Annotated in this window: 17 protein-coding genes; 3 read left to right on the top strand and 14 right to left on the bottom strand. The window is 69.2% G+C overall.

Going from position 1 to position 18,162, the window contains the following annotated elements; translation table 11 throughout:
- Positions 1-51: 51 nt before the first annotated feature.
- The 3 genes from AC1D2H_RS27615 to AC1D2H_RS27605 all read right to left on the bottom strand — a co-directional run bounded on the left by AC1D2H_RS27615 (position 52) and on the right by AC1D2H_RS27605 (position 2,720).
- Positions 52-384 (bottom strand): hypothetical protein, encoded by a 333-nt coding sequence (locus AC1D2H_RS27615; protein WP_478013092.1) that lies wholly within the window; start codon positions 382-384, stop codon positions 52-54.
- Positions 385-423: 39 nt separating this feature from the next.
- Positions 424-597 (bottom strand): hypothetical protein, encoded by a 174-nt coding sequence (locus AC1D2H_RS27610; protein WP_478013091.1) that lies wholly within the window; start codon positions 595-597, stop codon positions 424-426.
- 80 nt (positions 598-677) lie between these two features.
- Positions 678-2,720: a S9 family peptidase gene (locus tag AC1D2H_RS27605; protein ID WP_478013090.1), complete on the bottom strand. Its 2,043-nt coding sequence runs from the start codon at positions 2,718-2,720 to the stop codon at positions 678-680.
- 64 nt (positions 2,721-2,784) lie between these two features.
- Here AC1D2H_RS27605 and AC1D2H_RS27600 point away from each other — a divergent pair, with 64 nt between their 5' ends.
- On the top strand, positions 2,785-3,030 hold the full coding sequence (locus tag AC1D2H_RS27600; protein WP_477937402.1) for a hypothetical protein: 246 nt from the start codon (positions 2,785-2,787) through the stop codon (positions 3,028-3,030).
- Positions 3,031-3,036: 6 nt separating this feature from the next.
- Here the strand turns inward: AC1D2H_RS27600 and AC1D2H_RS27595 are convergent, their stop codons facing one another.
- A complete protein-coding gene (locus AC1D2H_RS27595; RefSeq protein WP_478013089.1) occupies positions 3,037-4,194 on the bottom strand; it encodes a YbfB/YjiJ family MFS transporter in 1,158 nt (385 codons plus the stop codon).
- Positions 4,195-4,381: 187 nt separating this feature from the next.
- Here AC1D2H_RS27595 and AC1D2H_RS27590 point away from each other — a divergent pair, with 187 nt between their 5' ends.
- Positions 4,382-5,203, top strand: coding sequence for a M90 family metallopeptidase (locus tag AC1D2H_RS27590; RefSeq protein WP_478013088.1), 822 nt, complete (start codon positions 4,382-4,384; stop codon positions 5,201-5,203).
- Here AC1D2H_RS27590 and AC1D2H_RS27585 read toward each other — a convergent pair.
- The 10 genes from AC1D2H_RS27585 to AC1D2H_RS27540 all read right to left on the bottom strand — a co-directional run bounded on the left by AC1D2H_RS27585 (position 5,200) and on the right by AC1D2H_RS27540 (position 15,105).
- Complete coding sequence (locus AC1D2H_RS27585; RefSeq protein ID WP_478013087.1) at positions 5,200-5,754, bottom strand: protein phosphatase CheZ; 555 nt, start codon at positions 5,752-5,754, stop codon at positions 5,200-5,202. The genes AC1D2H_RS27590 and AC1D2H_RS27585 overlap by 4 nt on opposite strands.
- Before the next feature lie 129 nt (positions 5,755-5,883).
- Positions 5,884-6,684: a DUF2520 domain-containing protein gene (locus AC1D2H_RS27580; protein WP_478013086.1), complete on the bottom strand. Its 801-nt coding sequence runs from the start codon at positions 6,682-6,684 to the stop codon at positions 5,884-5,886.
- Positions 6,685-6,860: 176 nt separating this feature from the next.
- Positions 6,861-7,625 carry a class I SAM-dependent methyltransferase gene (locus tag AC1D2H_RS27575; protein ID WP_478013085.1) on the bottom strand — a complete coding sequence of 255 codons (765 nt, stop codon included), beginning with the start codon at positions 7,623-7,625 and terminating at the stop codon, positions 6,861-6,863.
- 58 nt (positions 7,626-7,683) lie between these two features.
- Positions 7,684-8,763 carry an MFS transporter gene (locus AC1D2H_RS27570; RefSeq protein ID WP_478013097.1) on the bottom strand — a complete coding sequence of 360 codons (1,080 nt, stop codon included), beginning with the start codon at positions 8,761-8,763 and terminating at the stop codon, positions 7,684-7,686.
- Between the two features lie 106 nt (positions 8,764-8,869).
- A complete protein-coding gene (locus AC1D2H_RS27565) occupies positions 8,870-9,469 on the bottom strand; it encodes a TVP38/TMEM64 family protein (protein WP_478013084.1) in 600 nt (199 codons plus the stop codon).
- Entirely contained in the window at positions 9,466-11,487 is a 2,022-nt protein-coding gene (locus AC1D2H_RS27560) for an alkaline phosphatase (RefSeq protein ID WP_478013083.1), read from the bottom strand. The genes AC1D2H_RS27565 and AC1D2H_RS27560 overlap by 4 nt, the downstream gene beginning before the upstream one ends.
- Before the next feature lie 8 nt (positions 11,488-11,495).
- Positions 11,496-11,960 (bottom strand): hypothetical protein, encoded by a 465-nt coding sequence (locus tag AC1D2H_RS27555; protein ID WP_477937419.1) that lies wholly within the window; start codon positions 11,958-11,960, stop codon positions 11,496-11,498.
- A 208-nt stretch (positions 11,961-12,168) separates the two neighbouring features.
- Entirely contained in the window at positions 12,169-13,878 is a 1,710-nt protein-coding gene (gene ggt, locus AC1D2H_RS27550) for a gamma-glutamyltransferase (RefSeq protein ID WP_478013096.1), read from the bottom strand.
- A 92-nt stretch (positions 13,879-13,970) separates the two neighbouring features.
- Positions 13,971-14,642: a cytochrome b/b6 domain-containing protein gene (locus AC1D2H_RS27545; RefSeq protein WP_478013082.1), complete on the bottom strand. Its 672-nt coding sequence runs from the start codon at positions 14,640-14,642 to the stop codon at positions 13,971-13,973.
- A complete protein-coding gene (locus AC1D2H_RS27540) occupies positions 14,617-15,105 on the bottom strand; it encodes a rhodanese-like domain-containing protein (RefSeq protein ID WP_477937423.1) in 489 nt (162 codons plus the stop codon). The genes AC1D2H_RS27545 and AC1D2H_RS27540 overlap by 26 nt, the downstream gene beginning before the upstream one ends.
- A 298-nt stretch (positions 15,106-15,403) precedes the next feature.
- Here AC1D2H_RS27540 and AC1D2H_RS27535 point away from each other — a divergent pair, with 298 nt between their 5' ends.
- Positions 15,404-18,112 carry a TonB-dependent receptor gene (locus tag AC1D2H_RS27535; protein ID WP_478013081.1) on the top strand — a complete coding sequence of 903 codons (2,709 nt, stop codon included), beginning with the start codon at positions 15,404-15,406 and terminating at the stop codon, positions 18,110-18,112.
- Positions 18,113-18,162 lie beyond the last annotated feature (50 nt).

Raw genomic sequence — 18,162 nt, 5'->3', positions numbered from 1 at the left:
GCGCCCCTCCTGGCCACAACTCGGCCCATGGCGTTGGCGGGAAACAAAACCCTATAGGCGAATCCACCCGCCGGCACGCAGATGCCAGCGGCCGCCACGGTTGTCCCAGCGATGCGGCTCGTAGCGGTAACCGGCGCGTGGGCGCTCGTAATAGCCCGGCACCCATTGGTGACGGCCACTGTTCCAGCCCCAATAGCCGCCTATCCAGACGGCGCCCGGATAGGGCATGACGGGCACCACCTCGGCATAGGGCGCCGGCGGTGGTGCATCGACGACGATGGTCGAGCCGCCGTCGTAATAGCCGACCCGGTGGGCAGGCACCACGACGCAGGCCGACAGCAGCGCCGACGAGGCCAGCGCGAATGCCAGTGTCAGTCTTTTCATGGCGATCTCCGGGCCGCCTCGCGAGGCGGCCCAAGTCGGTTACCGGCCGGGCTGGATGTAGACGCTGCCGCGGTAGTAGCCGCCGTCACGATGGCCGCCGTCCCGGGAGTAGCCATCCCGGTGGTAGCCGCCACCATGGCGGTGCGGCACGATGATGCAGCCCGACAGCAGGGCGGTAGAAATCAGCGCAATGGCCAGGGCCAGTCGTTTCATGGGGTACTCCAAGCCGCAAAAACGCGGCCGTGCCCCTCTAACCGCCGCGGCTGCCCGACGGATGACGGCGTCACACAGAGTTACTCCGTGGCGGACTGTGTCTGGCCCCTCACGAACCTGTCCATCCAGGCGATGAAACGGGTCTCCCAGTCGCGCTGGTAGCTCGGCAGCGACAGGCCATGGAACTGGCCCGGGTAGATGACGAGACGGGTCGGCACGCCCAGCATCTTGAGGGCCTGATACATCTGCTCGCTGCCGGCGATGGGCACGTTGAAGTCCTTCTCGCCACCGAGGAACAGCGTCGGCGTCTTGATGCGGTCGGCCTTGAAGAAGGGATAGGACACCTTCAGCCAACGCTCGCGTTGCAGCCACGGCAGGCCCATCTCGCGCTCGTACTGCACGGCGTACTGGTCCGTGCCGAACATGCTGAGCTGGTTGCCGCTGCCGGCACCGCTGACGGCGGCCTTGAAGCGCGTGTCGCTGGCGATCAGGTAGTCGGTCAGCAGGCCGCCATAGCTCCAGCCGCCGACGCCCAGCCGGGCCGGGTCGGCAATGCCCTGCTTCACGGCCCAGTCCACCGCGGCATGCAGGTCCTGCACCTCCAGCCGGCCCCAGTCGGCATGGATGGCGCGCTGGAAGGCCTGGCCACGCCCGCTGCTGCCGCGGTAGTTGACGAGCAGCACCGCGTAGCCGGCGGCCACCAGGCGCTCACGCAGTGCGCTGCGGGTCGACAGCTCCTGGGCGTCCTGGCCATTCGGGCCGCCGTGGATCAGCAGCACCGTCGGCAGCGGCAGCTTCGCGCCAGCGGGCAGCGCCAGCAGGCCGTGAACCTCGGCGCCGTCGGCGCTCTTCGCGCTGAACTCACGCACCGTCGACAGTACGAGGCCGGCACGCCAGGCCTCATGGTGAGTGGTCAGCGCGCGCGGCGGCTGCGGACCCGCCTCCAGCACTTGCAGTTCGGCCGGCTGGCTCCAGCCGGCGGCAAGAAAAGCGATGCGCCCATCGCTCGCGATGCTGGCCGCGCTCGCCGTGCCGGAGCCGGTCATGCGCCGCACCTGGCCATCGGCGACGGCGATGCGCGCCAGGTGGCTGTGCCGGTCGTCGTCGATGACACCCACCACCGCCGATCCGTCCTTCACCCAGGCCAGTTGCGCCTGCCAGCCACGATCCAGCCCCGCGCCCAGCACCTGCAGCGAGCCGCTGTCGACGTCGTAGAGGCCGACGCGCCATTGCTGATAGGCGCTCCACTTCACGTCGTCACCCGTCGGCAACGCAATGAAGCGCCCATCGGGCCTCCAGGCCGGACGCGCGTCGGTGTCCGTCGTCAGCGTCGCCAGCGCCCGCGCCGTGGCGCCGGCTTCGGCGGCCATGACGAAGAGGCCGGTCGCCTCGGTGCGGTCGCCCTCGCTCGAGCGATTGCTGAGGAAGGCGAGCTGGCGGCCATCCGGGCTCCAGGCCGGGGCGGCCTCGTCGAAGGCGCCGCTCGTCAGCACCTCGATCCTGCGGCTGGCCAGGTCCAGCAATTGCAGATGCTTGCGGCGACCCTCGAGATAGCCCTCGCGGTCCTGCTTGAAGTGAAAGGCGTCGATGACGATGGGCAGCGGCGTCTTGCGCTGCCAGCCGGCCAGCTTCTCCGGATCGGGTGCCTCGTCCTGCACGACGACGACGGCGCGATTGCCGTCCGGCGCGAGGGCGTAGTCGTCGACGCCGCCCTGGATGTCGCTCAGCTTCTCCGCCTCGCCGCCCGCCAACGACAGCCGCCACAGCTGCGCGCCTTTCTTCTTCTCGTCGTCGCTGCCACGCGTGGCCAGGAAGGCGATGGCCGCGCCGTCCGCGCCCAGCCAATGCGGCTTGCCGCCGATGTCGCCGCCAAAGGTCAGGCGCCGCGGCACACCGCCCGCCGCCGTCGGCGCGAGCCAGAGGTCGGTCTGGTATTTGTCCTTGGCCAGGTCGGCCACGCGCAGGCCATAGACCACCCAACGGCCATCGGGCGAGATCTCGGGTTCGACGAGGCGCTGCAGGCCGTTCGCGGCGGCCACGTCGAAGGGGCGTACGGCCGGCTGGGCCAGCGCGGCAGCGCCCAGCAGCGTGGACAGGATCAGGGTTGTCAGCAGGTGTCGCATGTCATGGGGTTGGAAGGTCAGGCGCGCGGTATTCTGCGGCGCTTCGCACGAATCGACTTTTGCCATGAAACGAATGCTGCTGCCCCTGATTTCCCTGGCCCTGGCCGCCTGTGCCGCCGCCCCTGCCCAGAAGGACGTGACCGTGGCCGCGGTCGACAACGACACCGTCTGCGAGCGCGAGACCAAGACCGGCACCAACTTCTCGAAGCTGCGCTGCCGCACCGCCGAGCAGCGCAAGGCCGACCAGGAAGCGGTCACCCAGCAGGGCGAAGCACGCCGCAACATCACGGGCATCATGACGGGCAAGTAAGGCCGCTCAGCCCGCTTCCCGCCGCACCGCGGCGAGGCAGGCCATGCCGGCCGCCATCACGCCGGCCGTCAACCAGAGCGCCGCATTGAAGCTGCCACTGGCTTGCACCATATGCCCCGTCAGCGCAGGCGCGCTGATCTGGGCTGCGCCATAGCTCAGCGTCAACCTCGCCATCGCCTTGCCAGGATTGGCCGGTGAACGCCGGCCGACCAGGGCCAGCGTCAGGCTGACGATGCCGATGAAGGTCGCGCCATAGAGCAGCGCGCCGGCCAGCGCCGCCACCAAGCCACCGGCCAGCATCGGCAGCAGCACGCCGACGATCTGCACGCCGAAAGCGATCAGCAGCGCGCCGACGTCGCCCGTGCGGCGCGCGATGCGGTCCCAGACGAAGACGGCCGGCGTCGCTGCCAGGCCCACCAGCAGCCAGGCCCAGGGCCCCTGCCCCGCCAGCAGCGGCTGCTTCTCGACGATGGCGACCGTGAAGGTCGCGTTGATGACGAAACCCCAGCCGGCGCAGAAATAGGCCGCCACCATCAGCGCCATCCAGCGCCGGCTCGGCGCGTCACCGGCGGCGGCTTTCACGGCCGGCGGCGGCACCGGCGGGCGCCAGGCCCAGGCCGGCAGCAGGAAGGCCAGGCCAAGCAGGGCGAAGCCCTGCCATTGCGCGGCCCAGCCCAGGTCCAGCGCCGTCATGCCCATGGCGCCCAGGGCCGACACGACGATGCCCAGCCCCAGGCCGATGAAATAGATGCCCAGTTCGGGCCGGCGGCCCGAGCGCATCAGCCAGCCCTGCACCAGCCCCGAACCCAGCAGCATGCCGGCCGCGCCGCACAGGCCGCCGACATAGCGCGACAGGGCCCAGACGCCGAAGCTGCTGCTCCACGCCATCAGCGCCGTGATCAGCAGCGCCAGCGGCAGCGCCCAGACATACAGGCGCTGGCGCCAGGCCGGGCTTTCGATCCAGGCCGCCAGCAGTGCGCCGCTCATATAGCCTGCGTAGTTGATGGACGCCAGCAACCCGCCGTCGGCCACGCCCAGGCCCGCCTGGGCCTGCATCTGCGGCAGCAGTGGCGTGTAGGCGAAACGCGCCAGGCCGATGGTCAGCACCAGCGCGCTGATGCCGCCGAAGAGAACCTGCCAGGCGCGCAGCGGCCCTTGCGTCATGGCCGGCGCTGCCGGGGCTGCAGGCTGCCACCGTAGAAGACGTTGAAGGGGACTCTTCTGAGACGGGGCGGCATGGCGACTCCGTGGCCTTGAACCCGGGCCATGTTATGTCCCACCCTCCCCCGCCCCGGTGGTCGGGGTATTCGCGGGGGCTTGCAATGCGCGCCGCCGGGCCCAGTTGCCGAGCATGCCGCTGTTCATCTGCTTCTGCCTCGTCCTGCTCGCCGCCGCCGGCATCGCGCTGTGGCCGCTGTGGGTGCGCCGCCGCCGCGAGCGCATCGCGAGCCGCCCTTTCCCGTCCGCCTGGCGGCGCCTGTTGCGCCGCCATGTGCCGCTGGTGTCGCGGCTGCCGGCGCGCCAGCAACTGCGCCTGAAGGGGCTGATGCAGGTCTTCCTGGCCGAGAAGCCCATCCTCGGCTGCCGTGGCCTGCGCGTGACGGACGAGATCCGCGTCACCATCGCCGCCCTGGCCTGCCTGCCGCTGCTGGGCGCGGCGCGCGGCGTCTACCCCGAGCTGCGCCAGGTACTGGTCTACCCCGGTGCCTTTGTCGTCGACCGGCCGGTGACCGAGTCCGGCGGCGTGCTGTCGGACCAGCGCCGCGTGCTGGCCGGCGAGAGCTGGAGCCAGGGCCAGGTGCTGTTGGCCTGGGACGAAGTGAAGCGCGGCGCCGCCACGCCGGGTGACGGGCACAACGTCGTCATCCACGAGTTCGCCCACCAGCTCGACCAGGCTGGCGGCCCGGCCAACGGCGCGCCGGCATTGCCCTCGGCCGAGGCCTACCGGCGCTGGTCGACGGTCATGCAGAACGAGTTCGATGCGCTGCGCTGGCGCCTGGCGCGTGGTGAGCCGGGCCTGATCGACGCCTATGGCGCCACCGATCCGGCGGAGTTCTTCGCGGTGATCAGCGAGCTGTTCTTCGAGCGGCCGATCGAGTTGGCGGCAGGTCACCCGGCGCTGTACGGGGAGCTCAGCAGCTACTACAAGCTCGACCCGGCGAGCTGGGTTTAGAAGCCCAGGCTGGCCAGCAGGTCGTCCACGTCGTCCTGCTTGAGGGCCTTGTCGGGCGTCTGCACACCACCGAGTTCGGCGGAGGTGGCGGCGGCGGCCGGCGCGGGCAACGAGGCCACCAGATCCTTGAGCGGCGGTTCGGCGCGCTCCAGCATCTTGCTGACCTTGTTGATGACTTGGCCGGAGAGATCCTGGAAGTCCTGCGACATCATGATCTCGGTGTGCAGGGACTTCTCGCGCGCGGCAAAGCTCGCGGCGTCGGACGCATAGGCAGCACACAGCTTCATCAGCGCGCGGGCGCGATCGGCGCTGATATTGCTGGACAGGGCCAGGCGGTTCAGCGCGTCGGACAGCTCGCGGCCCTTCTTGCGCACGGCCTCGGCATCGTCGGCCGCGGCTTCCACCAGGTTGAGCACCTTGGTGGCGGCCTGCTCCGTCATGCTGCGCACATAGGCGAGGCGCTCGCGCGCATCGGGCAGTTCCTCGACGACGTCGTGCAGGATCTGGGCGGCGTCGGCCCGGATCATGGCCTGAATGGACGCGTCGGACATGTGGAACTCCCTGGATGCGCCCAGCAACAGCGATGGGGCTGCGAGAAGTTTAGAAGCGCTGCCCTGGCACGCAAACGCCCGACCCATGGCCGAACGCGCTCTTTGTCACGCCGACTGCAAACGTATTCATCACTTCGCCAGCAAGGCCCGCAACGCCGTGACCTGTGCCACGTCCAGGCGACCCGCCTGCTCGGCCAACGCGAGCTGGCGCCGGCCAATGGCCCGCAGCAGGTCGGCATCCAGGCCGGCCACGGCCAGCGCGTCCAGATGGCGGGCGAGCACGCCGGCGTCACCGCGGGCGATCGGGCCCGATACCGCGCCGGGCAGGCCACGCGCCAGCGCGGTGTCCAGGGCGCCACGAGTCAGCGGCGCCAGCGCGGGCAAGGCGTCGGCCGGCGCCAGGCCCGCTGCGCTCCAAAGCGCTTGCGCTTCCGCCAGAACCGCCAGCACGCCGCTGGCGGCCAGGTTGGCGGCCGCGTGATAGGCCGCGCGCGCCTGGGCGCTCATGGGCGACGGCAGCGCAAGCGGCACCAGGCCCAGCGCGTGAGCAAGCGCTTCCAGCGCGGGGCCGTGTATCGCGTCGGCCTCGATGCCGACATGCGTGCCCGCCAGCCCGGCATCGCCGGCCAGCAGCTTCAGCGGATGGAAGCCCGCCGCGGCCAGGGCCGGGCTCAAGGCGGACAGCGGCGTCGCGCCGCTGCAATGCAGGGCCAGCTGGCCCGGGCGCCAAGGCAGGCTGGCCGCCGTCGCGGCAATCTGGTCGTCGGGGACGGTCAGCCAGACCCAGTCTCCGGCCCTGGCCGCCTCCACCTGTCCCAACTCGCCACCGACCGGCCGGCGCCGGCCGACAACCACCTGCTGCCCGACCGCCTGCAACGCGGGCACCAGCGCCCGCGCCAGGCGCCCGTACCCGATCACAGCATGTCTCATGATTGGGCGCGGGCGAAGAAGGTGCAAATGGACCCCGCGCGGCCGAGCAGACCGATGCGGCGTCGCCAATCAAGGCGCAAAGCACAGCCGTAGCGCGGGCTACGGCGAGCATTTGCAACGCTGAGTGGCGGCGTTGCAGCGGGATGAGCGGGCGTGTGGGGTTCGTTCACACCTTCTCAGGGCTTCACGAACTTCAGCGTCATGCGGTCGCTCTCGCCGATGGCCTGGTACTTGGCGCGATCCTTGTCCTTGAGGGCATAGGTCGGCGGCAGCGTCCAGACGCCGTCCGGATGGTCGGCCGTGTCCTTGGGGTTGGCATTGACCTCGCTCTTGCCCACCAGCTTGAAGCCGGCGGCCTCGGCGAACTTGATGACGGTGGCCTCCTGCACATAGCCGTTGCCGCCCTTGGGATCCTGGGCACGCGCGGCCGGCAGGCGGTGCTCTTCAACGCCCAGGGTGCCGCCGGACTTCAGCGCCTTGAAGGCCGCATCGAAGACGGCCTGGGCCGTGCCGCCGCTCATCCAGTTGTGCACATTGCGGAAGGTCAGCACGGCGTCGGCGCTGCCGGCGGGAGCGATGTCGAACTGGCCCTTGGCCGGATCGAAGCTGGAGATCTTGACCTTGCTGTAGACACCCATGGAGTCCATCTTGGCCTTGAAGCGCACGCTGCCACCGTCGGCGGCATAGAGCTGGCCGGACTCGCGCAGATAGGGCGCGAGGATTTCGGTGAACCAGCCGCCGCCCGGCGCGAGCTCGACGACGGTGTCGGTCGGCTTGATGCCGAAGAAGCTCAGCGTCTCGTAGGGGTGGCGGTAGACGTCGCGGGCGACATTGCCCACCAGACGGTTGTCGCCGGCGACGGCGGCCTTCAGCGGGTCGGTGCCCTGGGCTTGTGCAGCCGCAGCGGCCAGGGTGAGAGTGGCGATCAGCCAAGTCTTCATGGGGGAGGTCTCCTTGTGGAAGGGGCAGTATCCGGTGCGGGTCGGCCGCTGTCCAAGCTCAGCGACGGAATGCCAAAGACGCCAGACCAAGCAGGGCCAGCGCGGCGCCAAACAGGCCCAGGGCGTGCAGGCCCAGCCCCTTCAGCACCGCGCCGCCGACGGCCGAGCCCAGCGTGGCGCCCACGTAGATGGCCGACGCATTCAGCGCGAACAGCACCGGCAGCTGGGCCGGGTCCAGGGCCGCCAGCCGCGCCTGCTGCGGCACCATGAAGCTCCAGCCAAACACGCTCCAGACGAACATCAGCCCACCCACCACCGCCAGCGGCCAGGTCGGCAGCGTCAGCGCGGGCATCAACAGGCTCTGTGCGAGGCAGAGCAGCACCAGCGTGCGGCGCGAGCCGATGCGGTCGGTCAGTCGCCCACCCATGGCATTGCCGACGACGGCGCCCAGGCCGAAGAGCAGCAGCATGCCGGTCACCCCGTCGCGGCTCAGGCCATAGATGGTCTCGAGCAGCGGCGCGACGAAGGTGTAGCAGACATAGAGCCCCCCGGTGAAGAGGGCCGTGAAGGCGACGGCGACCATCAGCCGGCCGTTGCGCAGCACGGCGCCCAGGCTGGCCAGGCTCGCCACCGGGACCGCGATGCCGCCCGGCAAGGCAGTGACGATGGCGAGCAGACCGATGACGGTCAGCACGGCGACGACGACAAAGGCCGCCTGCCAGCCCAGCGCGTAACCCAGCCAGGCGCCGGCCGGGATGCCCAGCACCTGCGCGAACGTCAGCCCGCCGAAGACGATGGCCAGCGCTCGACCCTGCTGGCCCGGGCCGGCCAGGGCCACGCCGACCGAGGCCGCCACCGGCGTGACGAGGCCGCCGCCCAGGGCCATCAGKGCACGCGCCGCCAGCAGCAGCGCAAAGCTCGGCGCCAGCGCCGCCAACACGGCGCCCAGGGCGAACAGCGCCAGGCCGATGGACATCAGCCGCCTTCGGTCCACCCGGCCCGTGGCCGCGATCAGCAGCGGCGACGCGATGGCATAGGTGGCGGCATAGACGCTCATCAGCGCCCCCGCCTGCGCACGGTCGACGCCGAAAGCCAGGGCCACCGGCGACAGCACGCCGACGACGACGAAGGCGCCCATGCCGATGGCGAAGTTGGCCAGGGCCAGCAGCCAGAGCTGGCGGGTCGCGGATGCGGTCATCGCCCCATCATCGCCAGCGGCGTGAAGCCGCGTGCGCCAGGGGTCTTCAGTGCGTGGCCCAGCCCATCCAGACGGCCAGGCTGTCGAACAGCGCCGTCATGACGAGGATGGGCAAGGGCAGGCCCAGCAGCGTGCCGACGACATAGTCCCGCAGCTTCACGCCGGACAGGGCCAGGGTGTAGTTCAGCGCAGGCACCGTCTGGAAGACCGTGCGCAGCAGCACGACGCTGCGCACCGGGTGGGCGTCCAGCCGCGCGAAGAGGCGGCGCGCCAGGCGGTTGTCCAGCTCGCGCAGCGCATCGGCACCCAGGGCGCGCACGACGACGAAGGTCACCACGCAGGCAATGCAGGCGGCGACATAGGTCGTCAACGCCCCCCACACCGGCCCCAGGGCCAGCACCGCCGCGGCCAGGAAGAAGGCGCCGGGAATGTGCGCGAGATTGGCCAGCACGAACAGCGCCGTGAAGGCCGTGGCGCCCCAGAGCCAGTGCTGGGTGAAGCCGTCGCGCACGGCCTGCAGGCTGATCTGCTGGCGCAGGCCAGTCACCTCGACCAGGCCCCACAGCCCGGCCACGAAAAGCAATACCGCCAGCCAGCGCCAACGCTGATGAGCGGGCGCGGGGGTGGCGGTCTCTGGGAGTTTCAACGCTTGGGCTTGGGCGGCTTCTTGGAGCCCGAAGTATCAGCGGGCGCAACGACACCCTTGACCGCTGCCTGGGCGAGCTTGAAGAAGACATCGGTGTTGTCGATGACGCCGGTGAAGGCCAGGGCGCCGGGGCCATAGGCCGACAGCGGCACGTCGGTGGCCGTGTGCACGGCCGACTCGCCCGGCACCTGACCGGTGACGAGGTAGTCGCCCAGCGCATCGTCACGCTCCTGGGCATTGGCCGGGTACCACTTCAGCGGGGCGTCACTTGCGAAGGGCTGCTGGGCGTCGCGCTGCGGCGTCTTCTTGCTGCGCCAGTCTTCATAGCGGTCGGCGTTGGCGCCGTAGCCCACCAGCAGGCGGAAGTCGATGTCGGTCGTCTCGGGATAGCCGTCGGCGGCGATCTTGTAGCGCGGGAAGCCGGCCTTCTCGTAGACGCCGACGACGCTGTTGCGCAAATTGGCCACGCCCTTCTTGGCGGCCAGGTCGACCAGCGCCTTGTCGGTGACCATGGAACCGCCAATCAGCGCGGCGCCCGAGCATTCATGGTCGGCCGTCACGATGACGAGAGTGTCGCCCTGCTCGGCCGCGAAGTCCTGGGCCACGCGCACCGCGCGGTCGAACTCCAGCGTGTCCAGCATCCAGCGCTCGGTGTCCATGTTGTGGGCCTGCTTGTCGATGGAGGCACCCTCGATCATCAGCACGAAGCCCTTGGGCGAGCGCTTCAGCACGCTGATGGCCTTGGCCGCCATCTCGTCCAGCATGGGCTGGTCGGGCAGGCCGAAGTCCTCGACGACGCTGGCGCCGCCCAGGCCGTTTCTGTCGCTGCCGCGGCGGCCGTTGATCTTGTCCAGGGCCACATTCATGTTGGAGAAGGCGAACAGGCCGAGCAGAGGCTTGCTCGCGTCGGCCTTGTCGAGGTCGGTCTTGGTGGCCGCGTAGCTGAAGCCGGCGCCCTCGAAAGCCTTGATGAGGTCACGCCCCTTGTCCAGGGAGCCGGCCGACRCACCCCAGCGCTTGACGATCTCCGCCGTGTGCGGATCGGTCGCCGAGAAGGCGTAGTCGTTGCTGTCGGTGCGCGCCGAGCCCGGCGTGCCGGCCGGCAGAAACCACTTGCGGCCGCCGCCCATCAGCACGCTCAGGCCGGTGTGGCCGCGGTCGTCGAAGAACTGGTCGACGATGCCGGTGCCCGCGCCGCGGTTGCTGGTGTGCACGGCATTGCCGGCCGGCGTGGCGTCGAAGACATCGGCCGTCGTGACGACGCCGAGCTGCTTGCCCTGGGTGCGGTGCAGGTACTCGCTGAGGTACTCGACGCGCGGGTTGTCGAAGGCGTCGACCGTATCGTCGGGGAAGACGCCCTCTTCGTTGTTGTTGTTCTTGTTGCCGCTGACATAGCTCGTCATGCCCGGCGACGAGTCCGTCACGATGGAATTCAGCGACGAGGTCTTGACCATGGCCGTCGCGGTGAACGTGTCCATCGCCAGCGGCTGCAGGGCCTTGCCTTGCGCATAGCCATGCACGATGCGCGCGGCGGTGCGCTGCGAGGCACCCATGCCGTCGCCGAGCAGGATGATGATGTTCTTCACTTTGGGGCCAAGGGCCGCTGTGAAGGGCACGACCTCGAAATTGCCGCGTGCCGTGACCTTCTGGCCGTCGGCCTGAGTCGCCTCGACGCTGAACTCATGCTTGCCGGCGGCGTCGCTGCTGACCGCGCGGACGGTGGCGATGGCGGTCTCGGCGGCCAGGCCCTTGGTGCAGCCGCTGGCGCAGTCGCGCAGCGCGACCGTGGCGGCCACCGGCTTGCCGTCGACGAGGAAGCGCGCGGCCGTGATCTTCTGGCCGGCGTCGGGCTTGACGGTGGCCTGCAGGTCGAAGCGCTGGCCGGGCAGGAAGCGGGCGATGACGGGGTCGGCGCGGCCGCTGGAGAAGAGTTCGCTGGGCGGTGTCAGTCGCGTGACAGCGGGCGCGGCCACGGCGGATCCGGCAGCGAGTGCGGCAAGAAGCAGGGTGTGTTTCATCGAAGGTCTCAGTGCGATGCAGGGGCGGCGGCCAGGGCCTCGGGCGCCAGATGCAGGCGGATCCAGCTGACGCGGCCGGTGGCATCCTCGGCCGGGCCGTAGTCGAGACGGCCGCTCAGCGCGATCGGCCCGGCCCGGTGCGCGACCAGGTGCGCACGCTGCGACTCGGGCAGCAGCACGGTGACGGTGGAAGGCGGCAGGTCATCGGCTTCGCCATCCGCATGCTCGGCCATGGCCACGGGGCGCGGCGTGAGCAGGAACTGGCCGGCCTGCGACTGCTCGCGTTGCACCATGAAGCCCACCAGCCGGACCTCGTGGCCGGCGGCGGCTTTCAGTTTGGCCGTGGGCTCGAGCCCGCGCGGGCCGATCGGTGAAGAGAAAAAATCAGAAAAGCTCAGCTCGACCGGCGCGGCCGGCGCCATCAGCGGCAGCAGGCCCAGCACACCAGCGAGCAGCAGAACGGGCAAACGCATGCAGGCCCCAGTCAAAGGGCTGCATGCTCGCGTTGCTGTGTGTCAAACCGATGACGAAGGCGTCGGCATTCGGGCCGAGCGCCGGGCCGCTCCCTAGCCGGCCCGCTCTGGCGATGTGCTCGCGGCTCGATGCCGCGAGCATCGCCGTCCCCTCGGGGGACCGACCAAGCGCGCCCGCGTTCAGCGAGGCGCGACTGGGCGAGGGGCTTCAATATCCGGCGGCCAGGCCGCTGTTGCGCCGTGGATCATTGGCGCCGTAATAGCGGTTCTTGCCCACCGGCTTGCCGCCCAGCTTGGGCGCGCCAACCAGGATGCTGGCGAGGTGGTTGGCCGGCTGCGGGTCGGCGAACTTCTGGCCCCAGCCCTCCAGGATCCTGCGCGTGTCGGGCGACAGCGCATTCACCTCCACGTTGGTCGCCTCGGGCAGCCATTGCTGGTGGAAGCGCGGCGCGTCCGTTGCCTCCTGCACGTCCATGCCGTAGTCGATGACGTTGATCATCGTGTGCAGCACCGCCGTGATGATGCGGCTGCCGCCCGGCGTGCCGACCACCATCACGGTCTTGCCATCCTTGGTGACGACGGTCGGGCTCATGGAGGACAGCGGCCGCTTGCCCGGCTCGATGCGGTTGGCCTCGCCCTGCACCAGGCCATAGAGGTTGGGCACGCCGATCTTGGCGGTGAAGTCGTCCATCTCGTCGTTCAGCAGCACGCCCGTCTTGGCGGCGGTGACGCGGGCACCGAACCAGTCATTCAGCGTGTAGGTCACCGACACGGCATTGCCCCATTTGTCGACGATCGAATAGTGCGTGGTGTTGCTGCCCTCGTGCGGTGACACCCCGGGCTTGATGTCCTTGGACACGCCGGCCCTGTTCGGGTCGATGACGGCGCGCAGCTTGGCCGCGTAGTCCTTGCTGAGCAACCGCTCCAGCGGGTTCTTGACGAAGTCCGGGTCGCCCAGATAGCTGTTGCGGTCCACATAGGCGTGGCGCATGGCCTCGATCTGGTAGTGCACGGCCTGCGCGGAGCGGAAGCCCAACTCCTTGAGCGGATAGCCCTCCAGGATGTTGAGGATCTCGCAGATGATGACGCCGCCCGAGCTGGGCGGCGGCGCCGAGACCACGTGATAGCCGCGGTAGTCGCATTCCACCGGCGGCAGTTCGCGCGTCTTGTACTGGTCGAGGTCGGCCTGGCTGAGGATGCCCTTGCCCGCCTGGCTGGACGCGACGATGGCGGCGGCCACGGGGCCTTTGTAGAAGCCCGCCTCGCCCTGGTCGCGGATGGCCTTCAGCGTGGTGGCCAGGTCTTTCTGCACCAGCTTCTCGCCGACCTGGAAGGGCTCGCCCTTGTTCAGGAAGATGGCCGCCGTGGCCGGATCCTTGCGGAAGTCGTCGGTGGCCGTGTGCAGCATGTCGATGTCGCCCTGGTCCAGCACGAAGCCCTGCTCGGCGTAATGGATGGCCGGCGTGATGACGGCGGGGCGCTTCATCGTGCCGTACTTGGCCAGCGCGTACTCCAGGCCGGACACGCTGCCTGGCACGCCCACGGCGAGATGGCCCTTGGTGCTCAAGCCCTTGATGACATTGCCGTCCTTGTCGAGGTACATATTCGCCGTGGCAGCCAGCGGCGCCTTCTCGCGGAAGTCGAGGAAGGTCTTGCGGCCGTCGGCCAGCTGCACGGTCATGAAGCCGCCGCCGCCGAGATTGCCCGCGGCCGGGTAGACGACGGCCAGCGCATAGCCCACGGCCACCGCGGCATCCACCGCATTGCCGCCGTCCTTCAGCACGTCGACGCCAACGCGCGTGGCCAGGTGCTGGGCCGTGACCACCATGCCGTTCTCGGCGGCCACGGGGGCCTGCGATGCCGCCTGCGCGAAGGTCGCCACGTACAGGAAAGCGGCCGCGATCACGGCAGGCTGCATCAGCTTCGTCATGGATCTCATATCAGGGTCTCCGTCAAGCAATGACGCAGACCCTAATGCCTCGGCCCGTGCAGGGCCATCCCATCGATCGCTCAGAGGCCCGACCAGTACAGCAGCCCCCAGGCCAGCGCAGCAAGCGACGCCGCCACCGCCGCCAGCGGCCACGGCGTGGGGCCCGCCGACGCGGCCGTAGCGCCGGGTTGATGCCCGGCCCACATCCCCCGCAGCAGGGGCCGGCGCCGCACGAACACATAGACGCCGATGGCCACCAGATGCAGTCCCAGCCAGGCATAGAGCAGCTTGGCCGCGAGCTTGTGCCAGCCCGTCAGCTTGAGGCTCAGGTCCTCGGCTATCCAGCCCGACCAGGGTCCGGCAAAGCCGATCTCGTCATTGCCGAACAGGCCGGTCAGCACCTGGGTGACCAGCAGGGCCAGCACGGCGAAGACCGACAGCGCTCCCAGCGGGTTGTGGCCCAGGCCCTGCCAGCGTCCGCGCAGATAGGCCCAGATGCGCCCGGGCGTGGGCCAGAACTGCGCGAAGCGCGCATAGCGTGTGCCCCACAGGCCCCAGCCGAGGCGGAACACCAGCAAGGCCGCGATGGCCTGGCCGGCGCGCGCATGCCAGCTCATCCAGGCGCCACCGGCCAGGCCAGTGGCTATTGCCCCGCTGACCAGACCCACCAGCGCCCAGTGGAAGACGCGCAGCGGCAGGTCCCAGACCGCGACATCGCCAGGTGCTTCAGGGCTGGCGGGCGGCTGCGACATCCGTGCTCCCTGCAGCCTGCGCGCGCGGCTGCGGCGGCTGGATGTGGGCGACGGCCTTGCCGCCTTCGTTTTCATAGTCTTCGCTGCCGGTGGCGCCGGCAATCTTGTAGCCCTTCTCGGCCAGGATGTCACCCGCGCGGCCGGCACGCACCGCGTGGTTGGACACCGTCAGGATGGCGCGATCCTTGGGCAGATAGGCCAGGTGCTTTTCCAGATCCTTGTTCTGGATGTTGAGGAAGGCCGGGAAGCTGCCGTACTTGATCAGCTCGTCGGGGCGGCGCAGGTCCAGCACCAGCAGCTTGTCCGGCTGRGCCAGCAGCGCATCGACCTCGGCAGCCTTCAGGCGCTTGGTCTTGTACTTCCATTCAGCGGCGGCGGCCGGTGCGGAAGCGGCAGTCTGGGCTTGTGCGACGGCGGTCAGGCCGACCAGGGCGGCAAGGGCCAGGGCGTGCAGTGTTTTCATGGTGAGGTCCAAGGGAGTGGCAGACCTCGGGAGCAGCGCAGCTTCCGTGCCAGCCCGCAGGCCATGAAAACCACGCCGCGAGGCTCAGAACTGCGCCTTCACGCGCAGCACCTGCTGTGGCGCTGTTGAGTTCGCAACAGCGCCCACGCCCCCGCCCTCCGCGAGCGGGGCCGCAAGCGTTCAAAACGGGCCCAAACCCCGCTTGCCAACGCGAAGCGCAATTGCTTAGACGCCCAGCGTATTGGGCACGCTCCCTGCAATGAAGTGATAGCTCCAGCTCTTTCGATCACTCCATTCCATGACGACAAAACACCGCCTTCGCCTCCGCCCCCTGACCGCCCTCATCGCGACCCTTGCCGCCGGCAGCGCCCTCGCCCAGGAAGCCACCGCCCCTGCAGAAGAACCCGCACAGCAAGCCCTCGGCGCCGTCACCGTGCGCAGCCGCAACCGCATCGAGAAGCTGCAGGACGTGCCCCTGTCCATCTCCGTCATCCAGGGCGCCGAGCTGGACCGCCTGGGTTCCGTGGGCATCGACGACATCACCAAGCGCGCCGCCAACGTCAGCTGGAACCTCGGCAACCAGCGCACCAGTTCCATCTCCATCCGCGGCATCGGCAAGATCGGCCAGACCGAGGCGCAGGACCCGAGCGTCGGCATCATCGTGGACGGCGTCTCCTACGCCTACAACGCGCTGACCTCCAGCTTCGACTTCGTCGACATCGACACCATCGAAGTCACGCGCGGCCCGCAGGGCACGCTGCTGGGCAAGAACGCCAGCGTCGGCAACATCATCTTCTCGACCAAGCGCCCCAGCTTCACGCCGACGGCCGACTTCACGCTGGGCTTTCGCCAGCGCGACGGCCTGTTCGCCACCGCCGCCATCGGCGGCCCCATCGTCGACGGCCTCATCGCCTGGCGCGGCACCTTCTCGGCCAACCGCGGCGCCGGCGACATCAAGAACGCCTACAACCGCGACGTCAGCTACACCAACACCGACCGCATCTCGGGCCGCGTGCAGTTCCTCGTCACGCCCTCGCCCGACTTCAAGGCCCGCTTCGCCTTCGACCTGCAGCCGCGCGCCGGCGAGACCACCAACGGCCGCAGCTTCCCCGTCATCAACCCGCCGACCACCTACTCCAACGGCGCGCCCATCACGACGGTCACCAACGAGCAGCGCCTGGGCCGCCGCTGGTTCAAGGACAACACCGGCTATTCGCTGGCCGACTACCAGAACCTGCTGACCACCGACTCCGTGCGCGGCCTCGTCACCGGCAGCTCGGGCGCCACGGCCGACCTGAACTGGCAGCTGGGCAGCCACACGCTGACCTCCATCACCGCCTTCAAGAGCTATCACTTCGACGCGGTCAATGACGACGCGACGCCGTTTGATGTCTATCGCAATGCCGGCGGCTTCTGGAACGACTACCGCCAGGCCACGCAGGAGCTGCGCCTGACGTCGGCTCAGGGCGGCTTCGTCGACTACCAGGCCGGGCTCTACTTCATCAAGGTCGACAACACCGCCGACTACCGCCGCTGGTGGGGCAACGACGCCGGCGCCTGGTTCGCCAGCGCGGCGCAATACAACCGCCTGGACGCCGACGGCGCCGGCCGCGACCTGCTGCGCAACAGCCTGGCCAATGTGAAGGCCTCCTACAACAGCCCGACCGGCGTGCAGGACATCCGCAACAAGAGCGCTGCCATCTTCGCCCAGGCCAACTGGCATTTCAGCGAGGCGCTGACGCTGACGACCGGCGCTCGCCTGACCCGCGAAGACCGCCGCAACGACGGCACCAGCCGCATCACCAGCGACGGCAGCGCGCCCGAGCTGAACCCGTCCATCGTCAACGGCGTGCTGCTGGGCGGCTTCGACAGCTATCTGAACACCGGCGCAGCCAAGTGGGTCAAGAACGGCATCGTCGTGCCGGCCGGTACCGCAGGCGCCGTGCTGGCCGCGGCAGGCACCGCCGGCGCGCCCTCGGTCACGCTGACGACCGACACCACCAACGCCACGCTCAGCAGCAGCGCCCTGGCCGCCGCCGACAAGGCCGCCGCCAAGTACTTCGGCGCCGCCAACTGGAATGCGCTGACCGTCGCCCAGAAGCGCCAGCTCGCCGACGCCCAGGCCATCCGCAAGACCAATGTCGGCGTGCTGTTCCCGACGACGGCGGCCGAGCCCTTCAAGGCGACGCAGCCGGCCTGGGTGCTGAGCCCCAGCTACAAGTTCAACCGCGACCTGACGGGCTACCTCTCGCTGCAGCACGGCGAAAAGGCCGGCATCGCCCAGTTCGTCAACGGCATCTCCTCGCCGGTCAAGGCCGAGAAGACCGACAGCCTGGAAGCGGGCTTCAAGTCGGCGCTGTTCAACAAGACGCTGATCCTGAATGCCGACGTCTTCCTGACCCGCATCAAGGACTATCAGCAGAGCGTGCGCGTCGTCGACAGCTACACCACGGCGCTGAACAACGACGGCACCTTCTACTACACCAGCACCACCGGCAACGTGCCCAAGGTCGAGGTCAAGGGGCTGGAGATCGACGGCGTCTACGGCGGCATCCGCGACCTGACCGTGCGCTTCTCGGCGGCCTACAACGACGGCAAGTACAAGTCCTTCCCCAACGCCGCCCAGCGCACCGAGGACAACTTCCCCGGCGCCTCGCCCTATGCCGACCAGAGCGGCAAGCCGCTGGCCGGCTCGGCCAAGTACACCGGCAACATCGGCGTGGACTACCGCCAGCCGGTCTGGGGCGACAAGGAGATCAACTACACAGGCAATGTCGCCTTCTCCTCGTCCTACTACTCGGACGTCGGCCTGTCGGCCTACTCGGTGGTGCCCAAGAGCACGACGGTGGACGCCGGCATCGGCTTCGGCACGCGCAACAAGAGCTTCAACGTCAGCCTGATCGTCAAGAACCTGTTCAACGACGACACGGTGCGCTCCATCAGCAGTACCAGCTACGCGCCGGCCATCCCGCGCAGCGTGGGCATCCAGTTCATGGCCAGGTTGTAAGCACTGTTGATCCGCCAACAGCGTTTCAACAGCGCTGTTGGCGCCCCCGC

It is taken from the genome of Roseateles sp. P1_C1_2 (assembly GCF_056406535.1).
This window is presented reverse-complemented; position numbering and strand designations above follow the sequence as displayed.